16 protein-coding genes and 1 pseudogene are annotated in these 20925 nt (G+C 61.8%); 14 read left to right on the top strand and 3 right to left on the bottom strand.

The genetic code is table 11. The annotated features are described in order from the left end of the window. Positions 1-277: 277 nt before the first annotated feature. Positions 278-1228 (bottom strand): alpha/beta fold hydrolase, encoded by a 951-nt coding sequence (locus FYJ74_RS06345; RefSeq protein ID WP_229769385.1) that lies wholly within the window; start codon positions 1226-1228, stop codon positions 278-280. Between the two features lie 373 nt (positions 1229-1601). On the opposite strand from FYJ74_RS06345, the gene FYJ74_RS06340 reads away from it, so the two are divergent. The 13 genes from FYJ74_RS06340 (at position 1602) to FYJ74_RS06280 (ending at position 18774) form a co-directional block, all read left to right on the top strand. After that, a complete protein-coding gene (locus FYJ74_RS06340) occupies positions 1602-3320 on the top strand; it encodes a phosphodiester glycosidase family protein (protein WP_154528746.1) in 1719 nt (572 codons plus the stop codon). Positions 3321-3529: 209 nt separating this feature from the next. Further along, positions 3530-4909: an NAD(P)/FAD-dependent oxidoreductase gene (locus FYJ74_RS06335; RefSeq protein WP_154528745.1), complete on the top strand. Its 1380-nt coding sequence runs from the start codon at positions 3530-3532 to the stop codon at positions 4907-4909. A 115-nt stretch (positions 4910-5024) separates the two neighbouring features. After that, positions 5025-5816, top strand: a complete 792-nt coding sequence (gene nudC / locus FYJ74_RS06330; RefSeq protein ID WP_154528744.1) for an NAD(+) diphosphatase — start codon at positions 5025-5027, stop codon at positions 5814-5816. Positions 5817-6186: 370 nt separating this feature from the next. Next, the gene (locus tag FYJ74_RS06325) at positions 6187-7311 is read left to right on the top strand and encodes an ABC transporter substrate-binding protein (protein WP_154528743.1); all 1125 of its coding nucleotides are present in this window, start codon (positions 6187-6189) and stop codon (positions 7309-7311) included. A gap of 171 nt (positions 7312-7482) precedes the next feature. After that, complete coding sequence (locus FYJ74_RS06320; RefSeq protein WP_154528742.1) at positions 7483-8364, top strand: branched-chain amino acid ABC transporter permease; 882 nt, start codon at positions 7483-7485, stop codon at positions 8362-8364. Positions 8365-8366: 2 nt separating this feature from the next. Next, complete coding sequence (locus FYJ74_RS06315; protein WP_154528741.1) at positions 8367-9437, top strand: branched-chain amino acid ABC transporter permease; 1071 nt, start codon at positions 8367-8369, stop codon at positions 9435-9437. Then, positions 9427-10260, top strand: a complete 834-nt coding sequence (locus tag FYJ74_RS06310; protein WP_154528740.1) for an ABC transporter ATP-binding protein — start codon at positions 9427-9429, stop codon at positions 10258-10260. Before FYJ74_RS06315 ends, FYJ74_RS06310 begins: the two co-directional genes overlap by 11 nt. A gap of 2 nt (positions 10261-10262) precedes the next feature. Beyond that, positions 10263-10982 (top strand): ABC transporter ATP-binding protein, encoded by a 720-nt coding sequence (locus FYJ74_RS06305; RefSeq protein ID WP_154528739.1) that lies wholly within the window; start codon positions 10263-10265, stop codon positions 10980-10982. A gap of 409 nt (positions 10983-11391) precedes the next feature. Beyond that, the gene (locus FYJ74_RS06300) at positions 11392-13224 is read left to right on the top strand and encodes an NAD(P)-binding protein (RefSeq protein ID WP_326830893.1); all 1833 of its coding nucleotides are present in this window, start codon (positions 11392-11394) and stop codon (positions 13222-13224) included. Further along, positions 13218-14951, top strand: a complete 1734-nt coding sequence (locus tag FYJ74_RS06295) for an NADH-dependent [FeFe] hydrogenase, group A6 (RefSeq protein ID WP_154528738.1) — start codon at positions 13218-13220, stop codon at positions 14949-14951. The genes FYJ74_RS06300 and FYJ74_RS06295 overlap by 7 nt, the downstream gene beginning before the upstream one ends. Before the next feature lie 176 nt (positions 14952-15127). Beyond that, on the top strand, positions 15128-15967 hold the full coding sequence (locus FYJ74_RS06290; protein WP_195838828.1) for an MBL fold metallo-hydrolase: 840 nt from the start codon (positions 15128-15130) through the stop codon (positions 15965-15967). Between the two features lie 124 nt (positions 15968-16091). Then, positions 16092-17276, top strand: a complete 1185-nt coding sequence (locus FYJ74_RS06285; protein WP_154528736.1) for a trans-sulfuration enzyme family protein — start codon at positions 16092-16094, stop codon at positions 17274-17276. 76 nt (positions 17277-17352) lie between these two features. Beyond that, a complete protein-coding gene (locus FYJ74_RS06280) occupies positions 17353-18774 on the top strand; it encodes a YfcC family protein (RefSeq protein WP_154528735.1) in 1422 nt (473 codons plus the stop codon). A 186-nt stretch (positions 18775-18960) separates the two neighbouring features. Here the strand turns inward: FYJ74_RS06280 and FYJ74_RS06275 are convergent, their stop codons facing one another. Next, on the bottom strand, positions 18961-19770 hold the full coding sequence (locus FYJ74_RS06275) for a putative hydro-lyase (protein WP_154528734.1): 810 nt from the start codon (positions 19768-19770) through the stop codon (positions 18961-18963). Between the two features lie 345 nt (positions 19771-20115). Next, positions 20116-20307 (bottom strand): hypothetical protein, encoded by a 192-nt coding sequence (locus tag FYJ74_RS06270; protein WP_229769384.1) that lies wholly within the window; start codon positions 20305-20307, stop codon positions 20116-20118. Positions 20308-20618: 311 nt separating this feature from the next. Between FYJ74_RS06270 and FYJ74_RS06265 the strand changes: the two are divergent. Beyond that, positions 20619-20925, top strand: a pseudogene (locus FYJ74_RS06265) (hypothetical protein); the annotation flags it as partial.

The raw sequence follows: 20925 nt of genomic DNA, 5'->3' as shown, positions 1-20925 counted from the left end.
CCAGCCTCCTTTAAAAGATCCGCACCGACGCAAAAACACGCCGTCACGAAACAGTTCATCTCCATTCCTATCATTATACGTAAATTATAGCTTGGAGGCAGGTTCTGTCAAATAAATTCTGCGAAGGTCTGCTTGTTGGTGACAAGAAAAATCATGTAGATCCCAAAGGCAAACGACCATAAAAACTGTTCCGCTTTTCCCGTCGCCCCGCAGCAAAAGGGCCGCCTCGCTCCCCGCGGTAAGCGGACTGCCCTCTCATGCTTGGTCGCTACAGGTTTTATTTGGCCTTCAGGAATTCCAAAACCTTGGCGCGGAAAACTTTGTAGTACGGTTTCTCCATCATCATCGCATGCGCCGCGCCGACAATGATCTCGATTCGTGAATCCTTGTTGGACAAAGTGGCAAACGCCTCTTTGCAGAGCGCCGGCGAGACATAGTCGTCTTTCGAACCGGCGATAATCAGCACCGGCGCTTTGATGTCCGCCGTAGGAATCAAACGCTTGTCCGGAGCGACCAGCAGGTCCCGACGGCCGCCGTTCGGGCTGCTGTTCTTGTCGTAGCGCCAGCAGTTCGACAGGAACGTGTCGGCCACAGCCGGCTCAACGATGTCATAATCGATGGTCTTGTCCGCCTTCACCTGAAAATCTCCGGCAGCATGAACCCACGTGTTTTCATTGAAAGGCGACGTGACGTTGACGTCAGCCAGCCCCGCCACGATCGGAGCGTAAAGTACCAGCCTGCGCACCAGTCCCGGATACTTGGCGGCAAAGCGTCCACTGGTAACGGTTCCCCAGCTCCAGCCGAGGACATCCATCTCTTTCCTGCCGCATCTGGCAAGAATAAGCCTGACAGCGGCGGCGATGTCTTCGGCGGCGTAGTCCGAATTCGGCGTGAAGCCGTCCGCCACCGGCTGCGAGTTGCCATAACCGGCGATGTCGAGCAGCCAGACCTCGTAGCCGTTGGCGACGAGGAAGCGGAGCAGACTATAGTCCCCATAGTTCACGTCGAACTCGTGAGAAGAATACGTCAGGCCATGCACCAGCAGGATGGGATCCTTTTCCTGGGCGTCCCGTGTCCGGAAAGACTCCAGATAAAGTTTTACCCCCGCGCGCTCCAGCGGCACAATCTCCCTCGCAAGCTCCGCCGCCGTCCCCTGACAGATCATCGTCCCCATGGCAAGGGAAACTGCGCCGAATAATGCAAGAATACGCGTAACCCGCTTCTTCATAAAAACGCCTCCTTAAATATTAAATATACAATGCAAATATATTATAACTGCAAAATGACGATGTCAACGATTCAATCACAAATATTTCAAAGGCGCCTTACCTAAAAAATAAACCCGACTCCATCGCTGACTGGCGAAAGGTTTAGATTTTCCCGATCTTATGGAGGATGTAAAGGGATTCGCCTCCTGACCTCTCGCATGCCATGCAAGCGCTCTCCCAGCCGGCCTGTACCGCCGCGATGCCGGGGGCTTCGCGGGGATGTGTTGCCTTAGAGTGGCGGACCGCCGCGCCGTCAACGCGCGAATCCTGACGGAAAATACGGAAGGTGATAAAATAAGGCGTCATCTGTTTTGGAAAAAGGAGACTGAGAACATGTCATTCATGTCGTTGAAAAAAATCGCCGTTTTGGCTCTGGCTTTGCTGGTTGCGGCCGCGGGAACGGCCGGCGCGGAAGTGCCGCGCGGGAAGGTGTTGGGCGAGCTGATGCAGGTCCTCGACCTGCCGCTGAAGACGGGCAAGACGTTCGGCGACGTGGACGAGACGACGCCTTACGGGCCGGCGCTGCTGTCGGCACTTTCGCTGGGGATCCTCTACCCGGCCGATGACTTCTCGCCGGAGATCGCCTGCACGAACGCCGAAGCGCTGATGTTTGCGTTTCAGGCCATGGGGTTCCGCCACGAGGCGGAAACGGCGGCCTGGGCGCTGCCGCCGGAGGACAAAAGTCTGCCGGCCTACATTTCCGGCTACGTGGCTCTGGCCAAGTCGGTTCAGCCGGCGGCGCCGCGGAGCGTGTTCTCCAAACCGTGGGACAGCATCACCGAAACACAGCTGAGCGAAGTTTTGGAATGGGCCGGGCGCTGCCGCGCCGGTTTGGTCTGGGACTATGAGATCAAACGCCCCGAAGGCGCGCTGCGCATCCACCGCGAAAACGTCGGCCGCCCGCCGCAGGGCTGGCGCGTGCAGCTGGGCATTTTCGACACGGAGGCGCAGGCCAGCGCTTTCGCGCGGAAGAAGACGAGCGAAGCTTGTCCGCTGAGCGTGCAGGAAGTCGATTTCAGCTACGGCGTTTTCACGCCGCTGGTGGCCGACCGCAGCCAGGCCCACGAATGGGCAACTCGCCTCGGCAAGGGATTCGGCGCCGTGATCCTGCCGGAGTCCGGCGACAGCAGCGCCCTGTTCTGGACGTCTTTCACGCCGGCCGATCCGGCCGACGCCGTGATCGGCATGAACCGCGCCGTCAGTTCTCAAACGCTCGCCAAGCTGTCGGAGATCGCCGCCGCCCACAAGGCGCTCGCGGCCATGAACGGCGGCTATTTCGGCGGCAACGGCCCTATCGGCACGCTGTTCGCCGGCGGACTGCCGGTGACGCTGCCCTATTACAACCGCTCCATGGCGGCATGGGACAAACGGGGCACGATGTACTTCGGCGGCGGCGAATTCCGCATGCGCCTGTCGGTCAACGGCGGGCCGTTTGTGCCCGTGCTGCTCAATTCCAAAGTCGATTACGGCTCGACGGCGATCCTCACGCCCGCGCTGGGCGCGTCCGAAGCCCGCGCCGGCAACAACGGCTTCGTGGCCCGCGTGCACGACGGACTGGTGCAGGAGGCGGTGCCGGCGCTCCAATTCAGCCGCGATATGAATCCCGACGAGTGGCTGATCGTCAGCCGCGATCCCGCGTTCGCGCTGCAAAAAGGCGACCGCGTCGCGCTTGAAACGCAGTGGCGCGAAACTCCGCCCATCGACGTCGCCAGCGCCGTGCAGGCGGGGCCGCTGCTGTACGCGCCCGGGCACCAGTTCTGGGACGAAATGCTGAGCCTGAGCATCCTCGCCCTGCGCCATCCGCGCACGCTGCTTGGCTGGGACGGCAAGCGCATGGTCTGGATCGTGGCGGACGGCCGCTCGTCGTGGCACAGCCGCGGCCTGTTCCTGAACGAGGCCGAACAGCTCGGCCGTCAGCTGGGGCTGACCGCCCTGCTCAATCTCGACGGCGGCGGCTCGTCGGAAATGTGGTGGGACGGTCATGTCGTCAACGCCGTCAGCGACGGTCGCGAACGCCGAATGCCCTACGGCCTGATGGTGCTGAAAAAGTAAGGACGGGCATTCGCTGTTCACTCCTTACTAAAAATGAAAATCCCCCAACGTCCGGCGGTCCTCCGACCGCCGGATTTTTTCGTTCAGCGAAGCTACTCTATGTGGAACATCTTCGCGCTGCGTTTTTATTTTGGCGTCATGCTATAATTCAGCCGTGTCTCAAACGATGAAAACGAACGTTCCTGCTGGGAACGCAGGGGGAAATTTCCATGAACTACGATGCGATCATCGTCGGCGCGGGGCCGGCGGGGATTTTCGCGGCGCTGGAACTGACCGGCGCGGGCAAAAAAGTGCTGATCGTCGACAAGGGGCAGCTGATCAGGGAGCGAATCTGTCCGATCATGGCGGGCAAGGCCGATCAGTGCGTCAACTGCCCGTCCTGTGCCGTGGTGTCCGGCTGGGGCGGCGCGGGGTCGGCTTCCGACGGCAAGCTGACGATCACGACCGGCTACGGCGGCAACCTCGAAGAGTACATTGGCACGGCGGAGCTGGAACGCTTGATGAAAGCCGTGGACGACCGCTTCGTCGCCGACGGAGCGGATCCCCATCTGTACGAGCCAAGCGGGCAGAACGTGCACGACACGATCCGCCGCGCCGCCGCGAAGGGCATCAAGGTGCTGCCGGCCAGGATCCGCCACATCGGCACCGACGCCTCGCGCGAAGTGCTCGACGCCATGTACCGCTCCCTGCGCGACAAATGCGACATCCTCATGAACACGTTCGTTCAGGACATCCTCGTCGAAAACGGCGCCGCCGTCGGCGTGGTCACGAGCGACGGCACGGAATACCGCGCCGCCGACGTCATCGCCGCGCCGGGGCGCGACGGCGCTTCGTGGCTGGAGGGAATCGTCAGGCGCCTGAAGCTGCCGATCGCCTCGATGCCGGTGGACATCGGCGTGCGCGTCGAAGTGCCCGACAGCGCCTGCGAGGAGCTGACCCGCGACTTTTACGAGGTCAAGTGTCTCTACAACACGCCCACGTTCGACGACCGCGTGCGCACCTTCTGCATGAACCCGTCGGGCTTCGTCGTTTCCGAGTTCAACCGCACGCACGGCCTCGTCACCGTCAACGGGCACAGCCTCAAGAACACCAAGTCGCACAACACGAACTTCGCCGTGCTCGTCACCAAGAATTTTACGCGCCCGTTCACCGACCCGATCGGTTACGCCACGCACATTGCCCGCCTCGCCAACATGCTGGCCGGCGGCGGGCTGCTGGTGCAGCGTCTCGGCGACCTGCGCGACGGCCGCCGCTCCACGCCCGACCGCATCGCCCGCGGCATGATCGAGCAGACGGGCCCAGCCGTCCCCGGCGATCTCAGCCTCGTGCTGCCCCATCGCCACATGACCGACATCGTCGAGTTCCTCGACGCGCTGAACGCAATCATGCCCGGCGTCAACCAGAACGACACGCTGCTTTACGGCGTGGAGATCAAGCTTTATTCGCTGCGTCTCGAGCTGAGAAACAACCTCGCCGTGCCGAACGTCAAACATCTGTACATGGCCGGCGACGGAGCCGGCGTCAGCCGCGGCATCATCCAGGCGGCGGCCAGCGGCCTTGTGGCCGGAAGGGCCGTTCTCGGCGCCTGAGAGCATTTCAAATTTTCTTTCGCAGGAGGCTGATTCTTCATGGAAGAAAAACGCGTTACGCTCAGCGCGTCCCGCGTCATGCCCATTCGGGCCGTGAAAGCCGGGGGCGCGCTGAATGCTTGACGAAAACACGGCCGTACTTTTTCAGGGCGATTCGGTCCTGCTCTTTCAGGGGCGCCTGCCCGACGCCGCCGAGGCGGGGCAATTGCCGTTGAGCGACTCGGGGCCCTTCGGCAGTCTCGGCCCGGCCGGCTGCGTCTGGGGGCGCGTCGAAGAGGGCGCCAAGCTCCCCGCGGGCTGGAGCGCCGTCAGCCGCCGCGCCTTCGGCGAGCAGTTCGGCAGAGAAGATTTTCAGGCCATGAGCGCCGCCTGGGGCTTGGCCGACTGGCATCGTCAAGCCCGCTACTGCGGCTGCTGCGGCGCGAAGATGGAGCCCGCGCCCGGCGAGCAGCACGCCATGAAGTGCCCCAACTGCGGACACACGCTCTTTCCCGTCATCTGCCCGGCCATGATCGTGGCCGTCGAGCGCGACGGCAAGCTGCTGCTGGCCATGAACCGGCGGAACCGACTCAACCGCTTCAGCGTGCTGGCGGGATTCCTCGAAGTCGGCGAGTCGATCGAGGACGCCGTTGTCCGCGAAGTGCGCGAGGAAGTGAACGTCGAAGTGGACCGGAACAGCATTCAGTACCTGTACAGCCAGTACTGGCCGTTTCCCCGCTCGCTGATGCTGGCCTGCCGCGCCCGCTGGAAGAGCGGCGAACTTCGCCCCGACGGCGTGGAGATCGGCGAGGCGCACTGGTTCGCCCCCGACGAGATCCCCGCCAACATTCCCGGCTCGATCACCGTGGCCGGCTGGCTGATCCGCGATTTTCTCGCGCGCCACGGCGGCGCGGCGGAACGCCGCTGACGTTTTTTGCCGCGCTTTGCCGCGCGAAATTCATTCGAAAAAACGGGGGCTGACCGAAAACAATCGGTCAGCCCCCGTTTTTTCTGCCCGCCGTCGTTCAACGAAACGAAAATGAATGTTCTGATTATTTTATTATTTGCCGTCTAATTTTTAGACTTGAATTAACGGAATAATTGCAATATTACTTATTTTAACGGCGTCGACAGTTTACTTTTCGCTGAGCCGCTCATATAATTCATTTTCATATCGACGGGAAAGGCGCTGCGCCTCTCCCCCAAACCGTCGGGGAAAGCTCATGCTTCTTTCGCGTTGGCAGACCTGCCTGAAAGCGCATGCTCTGCAAATTCTCGCTGAAAGGATGTTTTGCACGATGAAAAAGAACGTATTCGCATTCGTTTTCGCCGTCTCCATGACGGCCGGCTGCGCCTTCGGCGCCGGGGCCTTCAAGCTGGGCGGCACGGCTCCTCTGACGGGAGGCGCCGCCATTTACGGCAACGCCGCCAAGAACGGCGCGCAGATCGCCGTCGACGAGATCAACGCGGCCGGCGGCATCAAATTCGAGCTGAATTACGAGGACGACACGCACGACGCCGAAAAGGCCGTCAACGCCTACAACGCCCTCAAGGACTGGGGCATGCAGCTCTCGCTCGGATCGGTCACGTCCAAACCCTGCGAGGCGACGGCCGCGGAGAATTTTGCCGACCGTATCTTCGCGCTCACGCCTTCCGCTTCGGCCGTCGCCGTGACCGCCGGCAAGGACAACGTGTTCCAGATGTGCTTCGTCGATCCCAATCAGGGCTCCGCCTCCGCGCAGTACATCGCCGGCAAAGCTTTGGCCAAGAAAGTCGCCGTGATCTGGAAGAACGACGACGTGTACTCCAAGGGCATTCATGACACGTTCGCGACCAAGGCGGCCGAAGCCGGTCTGGAAGTGGTCAGCGACACCACGTTTGCCGACGGCAACGACACCGACTTCTCGGTGCAGCTGGCCGACGCCAAGAAGAGCGGCGCGGAGCTGGTGTTCCTCCCCATGTACTACCAGCACGCCTCGCTGATCCTCGCTCAGGCGGCGGCCATGAACTTCGCGCCCAAGTGGTTCGGCGTGGACGGCATGGACGGCATCCTGACCATGGAAGGTTTCAACAAGGATCTGGCCGAAGGCGTCATGCTTCTGACGCCGTTCAACGCCGACTCCACGGATGAGCGCACGGCCGCTTTCGTGGCCGAGTACCGGAAACGCTTCGGCGAAGTGCCCAATCAGTTTGCCGCCGACGCGTACGACTGCGTTTACGCTTACAAGCAGGCGCTCGAAAACGCCAAGGCCGCGCCCGACATGGATGCCGAGAAGCTCTGCGAACTGATGATCGGGCAGTTCACGACGATGACGTTCAACGGACTGACGGGCGGCAACATGACGTGGAAGCCCAACGGCGAGATCTCCAAGGATCCCAAGGCCATGATCATCAGAAACGGCGCTTACGTCGGGCTCGATTAAACTTCACGGGCGCAAGCGGACGGCGCGCCGTTCCGCCTTGCCTGAGAGCGTCGCCGGAAGGCCGGCCTGACCGGTCCTTTCGGCGGCGCTCTCGCTTTTCTCTTCCGAACGGCTCTATCCTGCCGTTCGCCGTTTTTCCATTTTTTTTGCGAGATCTTTCGAGGTGAACTCATGACCTTTTTGAACTTCTTCATCAGCGGCATCAGCCTGGGCAGCATTTACGCGATCATCGCGCTGGGCTACACCATGGTCTACGGCATCGCCAAGATGCTCAACTTCGCCCACGGCGACGTGATCATGGTCGGTGCCTACGTGTGCTTTTACGCCGTGTTCCGTTTCCATCTGCCGGCGCTCGCCGGCGTCGCTTTGGCCATGGGAGTCTGCACGCTGCTGGGCGTCGTCGTGGAAAAGCTGGCCTACAAGCCGCTGCGTCAGGCGCCGTCGCTGGCGGTGCTGATCACGGCCATCGGCGTCAGTTACTTTTTGCAGAACACGGCCCTGCTGCTGTGGACGTCGAATCCCAAGGTATTCCCCTCGGTGGTCGGACACGGCGCGGTCAAGCTGTTCGGCGGCCGGCTTTCCATCTCGCACGTGACGATCGTGACGATCGCTTCCTGCCTCGTCATCATGACGGCGCTGTCGTGGTTCGTCGGCCGCACGCGCATGGGCAAAGCGATGCGCGCCTGCTCGGAGGACAAGGGCGCGGCGCTGCTGATGGGCATCAACGTCAACGCCGCCATTTCCCTGACGTTCGCCATCGGTTCCGGGCTGGCGGCCGTGGCCGGCGTGCTGCTGTGCTCGGCCTATCCGACGCTGATGCCGACGACGGGCTCGCTGCCGGGCATCAAGGCGTTCACGGCTGCGGTGTTCGGCGGCATCGGCTCCATTCCCGGCGCCTTTTTGGGTGGGCTGCTGCTGGGCGTGATCGAGATTTTCGCCAAGGCGTACATTTCCACGCAGCTCTCCGACGCCGTGGTCTTCGCCGTGCTGATCGTAGTGCTGCTGGTCAAGCCAGCGGGACTGCTGGGCCGTCAGGCGCAGGAGAAGGTGTAGCCATGAAGCGGCTGATCAACCTCAAACGGGCGGAAGCGCGCCGCGTTTACGGCACTTACGCTCTCGTGACGCTGGCGTACGCCGTCCTGCAAGTGATGATCTCGACGCGGACGCTCAGTTCGTCCATGAAGGGGATGCTGGTGCCGATCTGCGCCTACATGGTCATGGCCGTGGCGTTGAATCTGGTGGTCGGCGTGCTCGGCGAGCTGTCGCTGGGACACGCCGGTTTTATGTCTGTGGGCGCGTTCTCGGGCGTCGCCTGCGCCATCCTGCTGCAAGATCTCGTGCCTTTCGTGCCGCTGCGCCTGTCCGTTTCCATGGCGGCAGGGGCGGCGTTCGCGGCGCTGGCCGGTTTTTTGATCGGCATTCCCGTGCTGCGGCTCAAGGGCGACTACCTGGCCATCGTCACGCTGGCCTTCGGCGAGATCATCAAAAGCGTGCTGAACAACTTTTACATGGGCGTCGACAGGGCGGGGCTGCACTTCAGCATGCTGGCCGACACAACGGGGCTGCTGCCCGGCGGCCGTCTGATCGTCGGCGGCCCGATGGGCATCGGCGGCATCCGCAAGATCGCCACGTTCGGCGCCGGCTTCGCGCTGGTGATGATCGCGCTGGTCGTCGTCTACAACCTCATCAACAGCCGTCTGGGGCGCGCTTTCCAGGCCGTCCGCGACGACCGTATCGCCGCCGAGAGCGTCGGCATCGACGTCGCCCGCTACAAGATGACCGCCTTCGTCGTTTCCGCGGCGCTGGCAGGCGCGGCCGGCTGCCTGTTCGCCATGAACTACTCCACCATCGTCGCCAACAAGTTCGACTTCAACACTTCGATCCTGATCCTCGTTTTCGTGGTGCTGGGCGGACAGGGCAACATGCTCGGCTCGATCGCCGCCGCCGCGGCGCTGACGATCCTGCCGGAAAAACTGCGCGAGTTCCGCGACTACCGCATGCTGATCTACGCGGTGCTGCTGATCGCCATCATGCTGGGCTCCAACAGCGCCTCCGTGAGGAATTTCTTCGCGCGGCTGAAGCGCTTCGGCAGAAAAGCGAAGGAGGAAATGCCCCATGGCCACTAAGCTCGTTCCCGTCCCTTCGCGCGCGTTGGTTCCCGAGCGCGACGCCGGGCGCGCCCCGATCCTGGAGTGCGTCAACCTTGGGCTGACGATCGGCGGTCTGAAGATCGTCGAGAACTTCAACCTCACCATCGGCCGCACGGAGATCGCCGGGCTGATCGGCCCCAACGGCGCCGGCAAGACGACGGTCTTCAATCTGCTCACCAAGGTCTACCACCCCACCACGGGCACCGTGCTGCTCGACGGCCAGGACACCGCCGGCATGACGCCGGCGCAGGCCAACCGCCTCGGCATCGCCCGCACGTTCCAGAACGTTCGGCTTTTCAAGAACCTCAGCGTCGCCGACAACGTCAAGGCCGCCATGACCAACGACATCCACTACGGCCTGTTCGGCGCCATCCTGCGCCTGCCGCGCTACCGACGCCAGGAACTGGCCGCGCATCATCGCGCCCTGAAACTGTTGTCCATTTTCGACATGCAGGGTCTGGCCGACGTCAAGGCCGGCTCGCTGCCCTACGGCGCGCAGCGCCGCCTCGAGATCGTGCGCGCGCTGGCCACCTATCCATCGCTGCTGCTGCTCGACGAGCCGGCCGCCGGCATGAACCCCTCGGAGACGCGCGAGCTGGCCGACAGCATCCGCCGCGTGCACGAGATGTTCCCGATCGCCATCATGCTCATCGAACACGACATGAATCTGGTCATGAACCTGTGCGAGGGCATCTGCGTGCTCAACTTCGGGCGCGTCATCGCCAAGGGCGCGCCGGCGGACATCCAGAGCGATCCCGCCGTCATCGAGGCCTACCTCGGCCGGCAGAAGGAGGGCTAACCATGGCCGAAGCGATTCTCAAAGTCGACGACGTCCACGTCTTTTACGGCAGCATCCACGCCGTCAAGGGCATTTCCTTCGAAGTCTTTCAGGGCGAGACCGTCACGCTGATCGGCGCCAACGGCGCCGGCAAGTCCACGACGCTGAACGCCATCTCCGGCCTGCTGCCGCGCACGGGCGGCGTCTCTTTTTTCGGCCGGAAGCTGGCGAAAGTGCCGCCCTACAAAGTGGTTGAACTCGGGCTTGCCCAGGTGCCCGAAGGCCGACGCATCTTTCTGCACATGTCGGTGCAGGAAAATCTGGAAATGGGGGCCTACACGCGCCATGCCGCCGGCGCACAGAGCCTCGCCGCCGATCTGGAAACGGTCTTCGCGCTTTTTCCGCGCCTAAAGGAACGCCGCCGTCAAATCGCCGGCACGCTCTCCGGCGGCGAGCAGCAGATGCTCGCCATGGGACGCGCGCTGATGAGCCGTCCCAAGCTGCTCATGCTGGACGAGCCGTCCATGGGGTTGGCGCCGCTGCTCGTCGAAGCCATTTTCGACATCATCGGCAATCTGCACGCGAACGGCGCCACGATCCTGCTCGTCGAGCAGAACGCGCGCATGGCGCTGTCCATCGCTGACCGCGGCTACGTGCTGGAAACCGGCCGCATCGTCGCCACCGGCACCGGGCGTGAGCTGCTCGACTCCCCCGCCATCAAAAAAGCCTACCTGGGCGGCTGACAAGCGGGTGAGATTCGCAAAACGAATTGCGCAGACCGCACAGGCAAGATAGTTCCGATCTGCTGAATTTCCTCGGGGCGCGAGGCACTCACCGCGAAGCCGTTCTATTGAGGATTTGCATGAAATCGAACCGGCCCGAAAGCCAAAAAAACAAACGACATTTTACATTATTATGATGTAAAATGCCGTTTGCGTTTTATAAGCCCAGATCAAGTTAGTCCTATCAAATCAATTTGAGAAAAATAATTCCCTATTGAAACTTTTCCCCATATTGTCTAGAATAAGCTTATATTACTGTCTTTTACAGAGACGGAGAAAAATGGAATTTTCGCAAAAACAGCATGCCTTGAACCGGAGATTCGAAGGGGGCCGGCGGAAAGGTATATTTTTCAAAATAGGGGGAAGAATCGTGAGCAGACTCAGCATCGTCACAAAAAATCAGGCGCAGACGACCGTCGAAGGCCTGTACAAGGACATGGAGCGCCGCATTCAGGCCAGTCCTCCCGAACTGTGTCCGGTCGATCTGGCCGTTTCGTTCCTGCACATCTGCCACTCGCAGTCGTGCGGCAAGTGCGTGCCCTGCCGCGTCGGCCTCAGCCGTCTGGAAGAACTTCTCAATTCCGTGCTGGACGGCCGCGCCGACATGAGCACCATCGACACCATCGAGCGAACGGCCGAGAGCGTCTACCTCACCTCGGACTGCGCCATCGGGCAGGAAGCCGCCCGCATGGTGCTCAAAGGCGTGCGCGGCTTCCGCGACGACTTTGTCGAACACATTCAGCACGGCCGCTGCATGTGCCTGCAGAACCAGCCCGTGCCCTGCGTCTCGCTGTGCCCGGCGCACGTGGACATTCCCGGCTACATCGCCCTGATCCACGCCGGCCGTTACGGCGACGCCGTGCAGCTGATCCGCAAGGACAATCCGCTGCCCGCCGTGTGCGGCATGATCTGCGAGCATCCGTGCGAGACCCGCTGCCGCCGCACGCTGGTGGACAATCCCATCAACATCCGCGGGCTCAAGCGCTACGCCGTGGAGCACGAGGAGACAATCCCCGTGCCGAAGCGCGCCCCCGCCACGGGCAAAAAAATCGCCGTCGTCGGCGGCGGCCCCGGCGGATTGAGCGCCGCCTATTATCTGTCCATCATGGGGCACGACGTGACCGTTTACGAGCAGCGTCAGCAGCTGGGCGGAATGCTTCGCTACGGCATCCCCGCCTACCGCCTGCCCCGCGAAGTGCTCGACCGCGAGATTGCCGGCCTCCTTTCGGCAGGGATCCACGTCAAAACCGGAATCAGCGTCGGCAACGACGTCTCCGTCAAGGAATTGTACGACCGGTACGACGCGCTGTACCTCTCCATCGGCGCCCACATCGACAAGAAGCTGGGCATCGAAGGCGAAGAGGCCGAGGGCGTCATCTCCGCCGTGGAGATGCTGCGCGCCATCGGCGACGGCCATTATCCCGACTTCACCGGGCTCGACGTGATCGTCGTCGGCGGCGGCAACGTCGCCATGGACGTGGCCCGCTCGGCGGTAAGGTGCCACGCCAAGTCGGTGCGCCTCGTCTACCGCCGCCGCAAAGAGGACATGACCGCCCTGCCCGAGGAGGTGGAAGGCGCCATCGCCGACGGCGTGGAGATCGTCGAGCTGCACGCGCCGCTCCGCGTCATCAGGGACGAAAACAACAAGGTCGTTTCGCTCTGCACGCAGCCGCAGATCATCGGCGAGTTCAAAAACGGCCGGCCGGCGCCGGTCGACGCGGACGCGCCGGAGATCTGCTTCCGCTGCGACCGCGTACTGGTGGCCATCGGCCAGGGCATCGAGTCGCGCAAGTTCGAACAGTACGGCATCCCCGTCAAGCGCGGCGCGATCGAGAGCATGGACACCACCGGCATCAGGAATGCCGACGGCATCTTCGCCGGCGGCGACTGCGTCACCGGCCCCGCCACGGTCATCCGCGCCATCGCCGGCGGCAAGGTCGCGGCGGCCAATATCGACGAGTATCTGGGCTTCGACCACGTGATCACGAGCGGCATCGAAGTGCCGCAGGTGCGCTTCGACGACCACACGTCCTGCGGTCGCGTGAACATGGTGGAACGCCCCGCTGCGGAGCGGATCCGCGATTTCGATCTGATGGAACTGCCGATGAGCGACCAGGAAGCGTGCCAGGAATCCGGACGCTGCCTGCGCTGCGATCACTTCGGCTATGGCGTGTTCAAGGGGGGGCGTGTGGAAAAATGGTAAATGTCGTCATCGATGGGAAACACATTCAGGTTCAGGAAAGAACGACGATCCTCGACGCCGCCAAGGCCGCGGGGATCAGGATCCCCACGCTCTGCTTCCTCGCCGGCGTCAACGAGATCGGCGCCTGCCGCGTCTGCGTCGTCGAAGTGGAAGGGTACGAGCGGCTCTTCACGGCCTGCAACAATCCCGTTGAAGAGGGCATGGTCATCCGCACCAACAGCAAGAAGGCCCGCGAGGCCCGCCGCGCCAACGTGCGCATGATCCTCTCCGAGCACGACAACCACTGTCCGACGTGCGTGCGCAGCGGCAACTGCGAGCTGCAGCGCATCGCCAACGAGCTCAACATCCACGACACTCCGTTTGAAAAGCATTACGTCAACCGGCGAACCAGTCCCGATTTTCCGCTCATCCGAGACTTTTCGCTCTGCATCAAGTGCATGCGCTGCGTGCAGGTCTGCGACAAGATTCAGCACGCCAACGTCTGGGACGTGGTCAACACCGGGGCCAAAACCACCGTCGACGTGGCCCGCGTCTACCGCCTCGAAGACGCCGACTGTGCTCTGTGCGGCCAGTGCATCACTCACTGCCCCGTGGGCGCGCTGCACGAACGCGACGACACGCAGAAAGTGCTCGACGCCATCGACGATCCCGAAAAGATCGTGCTCGTCCAGATCGCGCCGGCCATCCGCACCGCCTGGGGCGAAGAGTTCGGCATGAAGCCCGGGGAGGCCACCGTCACACGTCTGGCCGCGGCGCTGCGCCTCGTCGGCTTCGACTACGTGTTCGATACCAACTTCTCCGCCGACCTCACGATCATGGAGGAAGGCAGCGAGTTCGTGGAGCGTCTCAAGCACCGCGACCACGAGAAATTCCCGATGTTCACCTCCTGCTGCCCCGGCTGGATTCGCTTCGTCAAGAGCCACTGGCCGCAGTTCGTCGGCCAGCTGTCGTCGGCCAAGTCGCCGCAGCAGATGTTCGGCGCCGTCGCCAAGAGCTGGTACGCGCAGACGCTCGGCGTCGATCCGTCCAGGATCTTTTCCGTCTCCATCATGCCCTGCCTGGCCAAAAAGGCCGAGTGCGCGCTGCCCGGCATGGACGGAGCCGGCGCGGGGCAGGACGTGGACGTTGCTCTGACCACGCGCGAAGTATCGCGTCTGATCCGTTCGCTGCAGATCCAGCCGCAGGACCTCGAAGACGAAGAGCTCGACATGCCGCTCGGCGTCGGCAGCGGCGCGGGCGCGATCTTCGGCGCCACTGGCGGCGTCATGGAAGCGGCGCTGCGCAGCGCGTTCTTCCTCGTCACCGGCAAAAATCCCGAGCCCGACGCCTTCAAGTCGGTGCGCGGCATGGACGGTTGGAAGGAAGCCACGTTCGACATCGCCGGGACCGCGCTCAAAGTGGCCGTCGTCAACGGCCTCGGCAACGCCGACAAGCTGCTGGCCGCGCTCGACCGCGGCGACGTGCGTTACGATTTCGTCGAAGTCATGGCCTGCCCCGGCGGCTGCGTCGGCGGCGGCGGGCAGCCGATCCACGACCGCGTGGAGATGGCGCCTCAACGCGCCCCTACGCTCTACGACATCGACCGCGGCATGGAGCTGCGCTTTTCGCACGAGAACCCGTCCATCCTCGCGTGCTACAAACAGTTCCTCGGCGCGCCGCTGTCGGAAAAAGCGCACCATCTGCTTCACACGACATACCACGGCTGGAAGATGCCCGGCGAAAAGTAGCGGGCCGTTTCCCGCCGCGGCAGACGTGGAGTTCCGCCCCGTTCGCCCGGGGCGGAGTTTTTTTTTGCGCGCCCCGCAAAGACCGAAAGGCGCCGCTCTTTCCAGTGGACAGGGCGGCGCCTTTGTTGTATCTTTGGCGATATGACATTTTTCGCGGCGCGAGAGGAGCGGTGAACGTGAACGAACGGAGCGATTTTTTCAAAGTTGTCGACTTCGGCGACGGCATCCTGCGCCTCGAGGGCAGCGGCAGCGTTTATTGTTATCTTGTCGAGGGGCGCCAGGGTGCGTTGCTGATCGACACGATGACCGGCCTCGGCAACCTGCGCGCCTTCGTGAAAAAACTGACCCGCCTGCCTCTCACCGTCGTATGCACGCACGGCCACTTCGACCACATCGGCGGCGCGCTCGACTTCGAAGAAGTCTGGATTCCGGCGCGCGACGCCGGCATGATCGCCGAGCAGAACGCCGTGGAACGCAAATTCCAGTTCGAAAGCCGTCTTTGCTCGCTGCGCAGAGTTCCCCTGCAGTTCACGCGGGACGATTTCACGCCGCCCCATCCCATCAAATGGCGGCCGCTGTACGATGGCGGACGTTTCGATCTTGGCCGCCGCATTGTCACCGCCGTCGACGTCCCCGGGCACACGCGCGGCTCCATGGGCTTTCTCGACTCCAAAACGGGTGTTTTCTTCTCCGGCGACGCGGGCAGCCGCAGCACCTTCCTGTTTCTCGACTGTTCCGCCACGGCAGCGGCCTGCTTGAGCGGGCTGCTGCGTCTCAAACGCATGCGCGAGTGCCAGATCAGCCAATGGTATAACTTTCACAACTACACGGAAATGCCGGCCTCGATCCTCGACGATCTGATCCGGGGCTGTCGGGACGCGCTCGCCGGCAACGCGAACGGCCCCGCCTTTCGCGGCAACGACGACTACCGCTTCGTCTACCCTGTCGATGCCACGTGGAAAAGGCTGGACGGCGGCTTCGGCAACCTGATTGTCTCGCTCCGCCGCCTGCGCTGAAAACCTCGCAGGGCAGCCGCTTGTGAAGAACAATTTTACAAATTCGGAATTCCGGCATAAAATCAAGCTGCACTCCGGCAGTTTCGCGACCACAATCTCAGCGACAGAAAAGGGGCGTTTTTTCATGGAACGGAAACTGAGCGTCAACACGCTGGCGGTTCACGCCGGCGCGCGCAGGGACGATGCTTTCGGCGCGATCAACACGCCGGTCTACATGACGTCCAACTACCGCATTCCCACCGACGGCACGCCCGTCGACTGGAGCGGCATCAACAGCAACATCTACCAGCGCAACCGCAACGTCAACCAGATGGTGCTGCAGGACCGGCTCTGTGCCCTCACCGGCGCGGAGGACGGCGCGGTGTTCGCCAGCGGCGTGGCGGCGCTGATGAGCGTGTTCACCACGTTTCTCAACTCGGGCGATCACGCCGTCATTTCCGAGGTCTGCTACAGCGCCACGAACCTGCAGTTCCGCGAGTTTTTGCCGAAAAAGTACGGCATCCAGGTGACCTTCGTCGACATTACCGATGCGGAGGCGGTGCGCCGCGCCGTGCGCCCCAACACGAAGCTGATCCACGCCGAAACGCCCGGCAACCCGACCACGGGCATCGCCGACCTCGACGCGCTGGCGCGGACCGCTCACGAAGCGGGGGCGCTGCTTTCCGTCGACGCTACGTTCGCCGGGCCGCTCTGCCTGCGCCCGCTCGAGCATGGGACCGACCTCGAGATCCACAGCATGACCAAGTACATCAACGGCCACGGTGATTCGCTCGGCGGCTGCGTGCTGGGGCGCCGCGAGCTGCTGACGAAGATCAAGGAAGAGGCCATGGTCAACTATGGCGGCATCCTCAGCCCGTTCAACGCCTGGCTGGTGGCGCGCGGGCTGGCGACGGCGCCGCTGCGCATGGCTCAGCACTGCCGCGCCGCGCAGGCGGTGGCGGAATTCCTCGAACGGAGTCCGGCCGTGCGCTTCATCTGGTACCCGGGACTGGCGAGCCATCCTCAGCACGAACTGGCCAAGCGCCTCATGGGCGGCCAGTACTCGGGCATGATCTCGTTCGACATCAAGGGCGACGAGAGGGTCCATCAAAAGTTCCTCGACAGCCTGCGCCTGATCACGCACGCCGTGTCGCTCGGCGATATCGAAAGCCTGATCGTCTACTACGACAAGAACAGCGACAAGCTGCCCCACTATCCGCCCGTCTACCGCGAGGGCTTCTTCCGCTTCAGCGTCGGGCTTGAAGACCCCGCCGACCTGATCGCCGACCTGCAGCAGGCCCTCGAGGCCAGCGGCGCGCTGAAAGCGTAGTTGGCGCGGGACGAAAAGGACTGACAGGCCGCGGCAAAAGCGCGCCTTCAAAAACGTTTTCGAGGAGGCTTTCATCATGAGCGAACCAACCGCCCAAGCGGCGGCAAAAAGGAAACTGCACATGCCCGACACCTGGCTGGTCGTCTTCGCCATCGTCGCGGTCATGGCCGCGCTGTCCTGGGTGATTCCGTCGGGCAGCTTCGACTACCAGAAGGTCGACGTCAACGGCACGATGCGCAACGTCGCCGTCGCCGGATCGTACCACGCCATCCCCAAGGCGCAGACGAAGCCCACCGGCTTCATCGGCCTTTTCGCCTCGCTCTATCAGGGCTGCTACGAGGCCGCCGACATCATCTTCGTCATCCTCGCCTGCGCGGCCACGTTCGGCGTCATGGTCAAGACCGGCGCGTTCCACGCCGGCATCGGCAAGGTCATGAAAAAGGTCGGCCGCCGCGAAAAGCTGCTCATCCCCATTCTCATGGTCCTCTTCGGCCTGGGCGGCTCGGTCTTCGGCATGCTCAGCGAGTTTTACGGCTTCTACCCGCTGATCGTCGGCCTAGGCGTTGCCATCGGCTACGACGCGATGACGGGATTTGCCATCCTCGCCCTCGGCGAATACGTGGGTTTCATGGCCGCGACGCTGAATCCCTACTCGGTCGCCGTCGCCCAGTCCATCGCCGGCGTGCCGCTCTACTCCGGCGTCGTCTACCGCGCCGTCTGCTTCGCCGTGTTCATGGGGATCTGCATCGCCTACGTGATGCGCTACGCCGCGAAAGTGAAAAGATCGCCCCAGTCCTCGGTGATGTACGGCGAACCCTGCCTCCATTCCTTCGACCGCGGCGAACTCGACCAATACGACTTCACCTGGCGGCACGGGCTGATCCTGCTCGACGTGCTCGTCACGCTGGCCGCGCTGATGGTCGGCCTGACGCGATGGAGCTGGGGCTACAAAGAGCTCTGCGGCCTGTTCATCGTCATGTCGGCCGCGGCCGCGCTGATCTCCGGATGGAATCCCAACAGGTACTGCGCCGAAATGCTGGCGGGGGCAAAAAGCGTACTCTGGGGCTGCATCCTTACCGGACTGGCCAAAAGCATCGTCGTGATCATGAAGGACGCCATGATCATGGACACGATCATCAACGCGCTCGCCGATCTGCTCAAAAACGCGCCCTCGGCCATCTCCGCGCAGCTGATGTTCGTCACGCAGACGATCATCAACTTCCTCGTGCCGTCAGCCTCCGGACAGGCGGCCGTGACCATGCCGATCATGGCGCCGCTGGCCGACGCGCTGGGCGTCAGCCGCCAGGTAGCCTGCCTGGCCTATCAGTTCGGCGACGGGCTCTCCAACATCCTCTGGCCGACCTGCGGCATCGTCGTCATCTGCGGCCTCGCCGACATCCGTTACGACCTGTGGCTGAAATGGTTCGCCAAGCTCTTCGCCATGCTCTTTCTCGCGCAGATGATCATGATCGAGATCGCCGTGCTGATGGGCTGGTAACGCAAACGCCGCCGCGGCAAAACGCCGAAAAGCGAAAAAAACATCATACCTCTGACATAACGCAACGCCCGGCAGCTTAACAGCTGCCGGGCGTTTTTCAGCGGCGATGTTCCACGTGGAACACCGCCGCTGAAACATTTTTTCATACCGATTTTCACGAGGAGCTCTGCTTTCAGCGCTTCGTTCCTAGAAAACGGCGTAATCCACGTCCTTCGGGTCGCCGATGAACATATGTCCGGGGGCGTGAGTGATGGCGAAGGGCGGCTTGCTCTTCATCAGCACCGCCTGCGGCGTGACGCCGCAGGCCCAGAAGACCGGCGTTTCGCCCTCGCGGATCTCCACCGGATCGCCGAATTCAGGTTTGTCGATGTTCTTGATGCCGATGGCAGCAGGGTCTCCGATGTGAACGGGCGCGCCATGAACAGCCGGAAACCTTCCCGTCGCCAGCACCGCTTTGGGCACCTGCTTGTGCTTTACCGGGCGCATGCTGACCACCATCGGCCCCGAGAGACGTCCCGCCGGCCTGTTCTGAATGTTGGTGACGTACATAGGCACGTTGCAGTTCATGTCGATATGACGGATGGGGATCCCCGCTTCCAGCAGCGCCCCCTCGAAGCTGAAGGAACAGCCGAGCAGGAAGGCGACCAAATCCTCCCGCCAGTATTTTGCGACGCTCGTCGGTTCGTCGATCAGCTCGCCGTCTTTCCAGACCCGGTATCTGGGGATGTCGGTGCGAACGTCCGATCCGGGAGCGATGAGCTTTGCCTCGCCATCTCCGGGTTCGGTGACGTCGAGGATCGGACAGGGCTTGGGATTGCGCTGGGCAAACACGAGGAAATCGTAGGCCCACTCCTTGGGCAAAACGATCAGGTTCGCCTGCACGTGACAATGGCAGAGCCCCGACGTGGGATAGATCCATTTTTCCTCGCGGATCAGCCGGCGCATTTCCCGCGGATGCGCGGAACGAAAGGGCGCGACATCAAACGGCAACGTCATTCGGCAACAAACCTCCTTTGATGGTTATTATAACAACCCAAGATATCCAGCTCCTTGAGTCGTTCCATTTTCCGTAGGGGATTGACCGCGCGTTTCCGTTTGGATTATATCAAGAAAACGGGACAAGCGCCACTCGACGGCGCTGGCTGAAATGCGGAGACGCCGGTCCGGTGCGCTGACAACAAAGAAACGGCATCACCACTCCATTTGGGGCGAGTCCCTTTCGGACCTAACGCAACGCCCGGCAGCTCAGCAGCTGCCGGGCATTTTTCAGCGGCGATGTTCCACGTGGAACATCGCCGTTCCGCTCATTTTTTTCGGACGGCTCGCATGAAGCATCTCGCGTTAAGCCTCCTTCTTCAGACTGACCTCCGGCTCGCGGGGGATGCTGAACAGCGGGATGAAACGATCCCAGCCGGTGATCGTCAGAACCAGCATCGAGACCACGGCGACCCAGGCGAAATAGTTGTGCGTGATCACGCCCATCACCGTCAGCGTGTCGGCCGCCAGCGGATACACCGACGTGGCGATGCCCAATGCTAGACACAGATACTTTTTTATTATTTTAAACTAGGTAAATTTAATTTTTACAAAATTGAGTCAGGTCGCTCAAGCAACCTTGACTTTTTGCAGTCAATATAATATACTACCTAATAGGTTGTTATACAAGTTGCTAAGTAGCTTAATATTCACGTTGCCCAAACGAAATGTTTGAATATAAAAAGGAGGTGAACAAAAAGGATTCTCACTTTACATATCCATTTATCTACGGGATAGCAGGATGGAGCAGTAAGTAGTGAAACACATGACAGGTTAAATATAGAGCTATTTTAGGAGGAATTTCTACGATGAAGATCACAAAGGTAGATGTCTATCAACAGCAGAATCCTGACAGAGCTTCATGGCGCCCAGTGTTTTGCCGTATTCATACAGATGAGGGCGTTTACGGCGATGGCGAGGCAGCCCTCTGCTATGGTATAGCAGCGCCTGCTGCTTTTGGCATGATCAAAGACTTGGCTACATTGATTATTGGCATGAACCCTCTGGATAATGAAGTCATCTGGGACAAGCTCTATAAGTGCACATTCTGGGGACAAAACGGAGGCCCCGTAGTTTTTGCTGGTATTTCGGCAATTGACATCGCTTTATGGGACA

The organism is Pyramidobacter porci, assembly GCF_009695745.1.
Classification (GTDB): domain Bacteria; phylum Synergistota; class Synergistia; order Synergistales; family Dethiosulfovibrionaceae; genus Pyramidobacter; species Pyramidobacter porci.
This window is presented reverse-complemented; position numbering and strand designations above follow the sequence as displayed.

Excerpts from the sequence above, each read along its gene's own strand:
- FYJ74_RS06320 (WP_154528742.1), top strand. The coding sequence starts at position 7,483 with ATGACCTTTTTGAACTTCTTCATCAGCGGCATCAGCCTGGGCAGCATT.
- nudC (WP_154528744.1), top strand. The coding sequence starts at position 5,025 with ATGCTTGACGAAAACACGGCCGTACTTTTTCAGGGCGATTCGGTCCTG.
- FYJ74_RS06280 (WP_154528735.1), top strand. The coding sequence starts at position 17,353 with ATGAGCGAACCAACCGCCCAAGCGGCGGCAAAAAGGAAACTGCACATG.
- FYJ74_RS06340 (WP_154528746.1), top strand. The coding sequence starts at position 1,602 with ATGTCATTCATGTCGTTGAAAAAAATCGCCGTTTTGGCTCTGGCTTTG.
- FYJ74_RS06275 (WP_154528734.1), bottom strand. The coding sequence starts at position 19,770 with ATGACGTTGCCGTTTGATGTCGCGCCCTTTCGTTCCGCGCATCCGCGG.
- FYJ74_RS06310 (WP_154528740.1), top strand. The coding sequence starts at position 9,427 with ATGGCCACTAAGCTCGTTCCCGTCCCTTCGCGCGCGTTGGTTCCCGAG.
- FYJ74_RS06345 (WP_229769385.1), bottom strand. The coding sequence starts at position 1,228 with ATGAAGAAGCGGGTTACGCGTATTCTTGCATTATTCGGCGCAGTTTCC.
- FYJ74_RS06305 (WP_154528739.1), top strand. The coding sequence starts at position 10,263 with ATGGCCGAAGCGATTCTCAAAGTCGACGACGTCCACGTCTTTTACGGC.
- FYJ74_RS06335 (WP_154528745.1), top strand. The coding sequence starts at position 3,530 with ATGAACTACGATGCGATCATCGTCGGCGCGGGGCCGGCGGGGATTTTC.
- FYJ74_RS06315 (WP_154528741.1), top strand. The coding sequence starts at position 8,367 with ATGAAGCGGCTGATCAACCTCAAACGGGCGGAAGCGCGCCGCGTTTAC.
- FYJ74_RS06285 (WP_154528736.1), top strand. The coding sequence starts at position 16,092 with ATGGAACGGAAACTGAGCGTCAACACGCTGGCGGTTCACGCCGGCGCG.
- FYJ74_RS06295 (WP_154528738.1), top strand. The coding sequence starts at position 13,218 with ATGGTAAATGTCGTCATCGATGGGAAACACATTCAGGTTCAGGAAAGA.
- FYJ74_RS06325 (WP_154528743.1), top strand. The coding sequence starts at position 6,187 with ATGAAAAAGAACGTATTCGCATTCGTTTTCGCCGTCTCCATGACGGCC.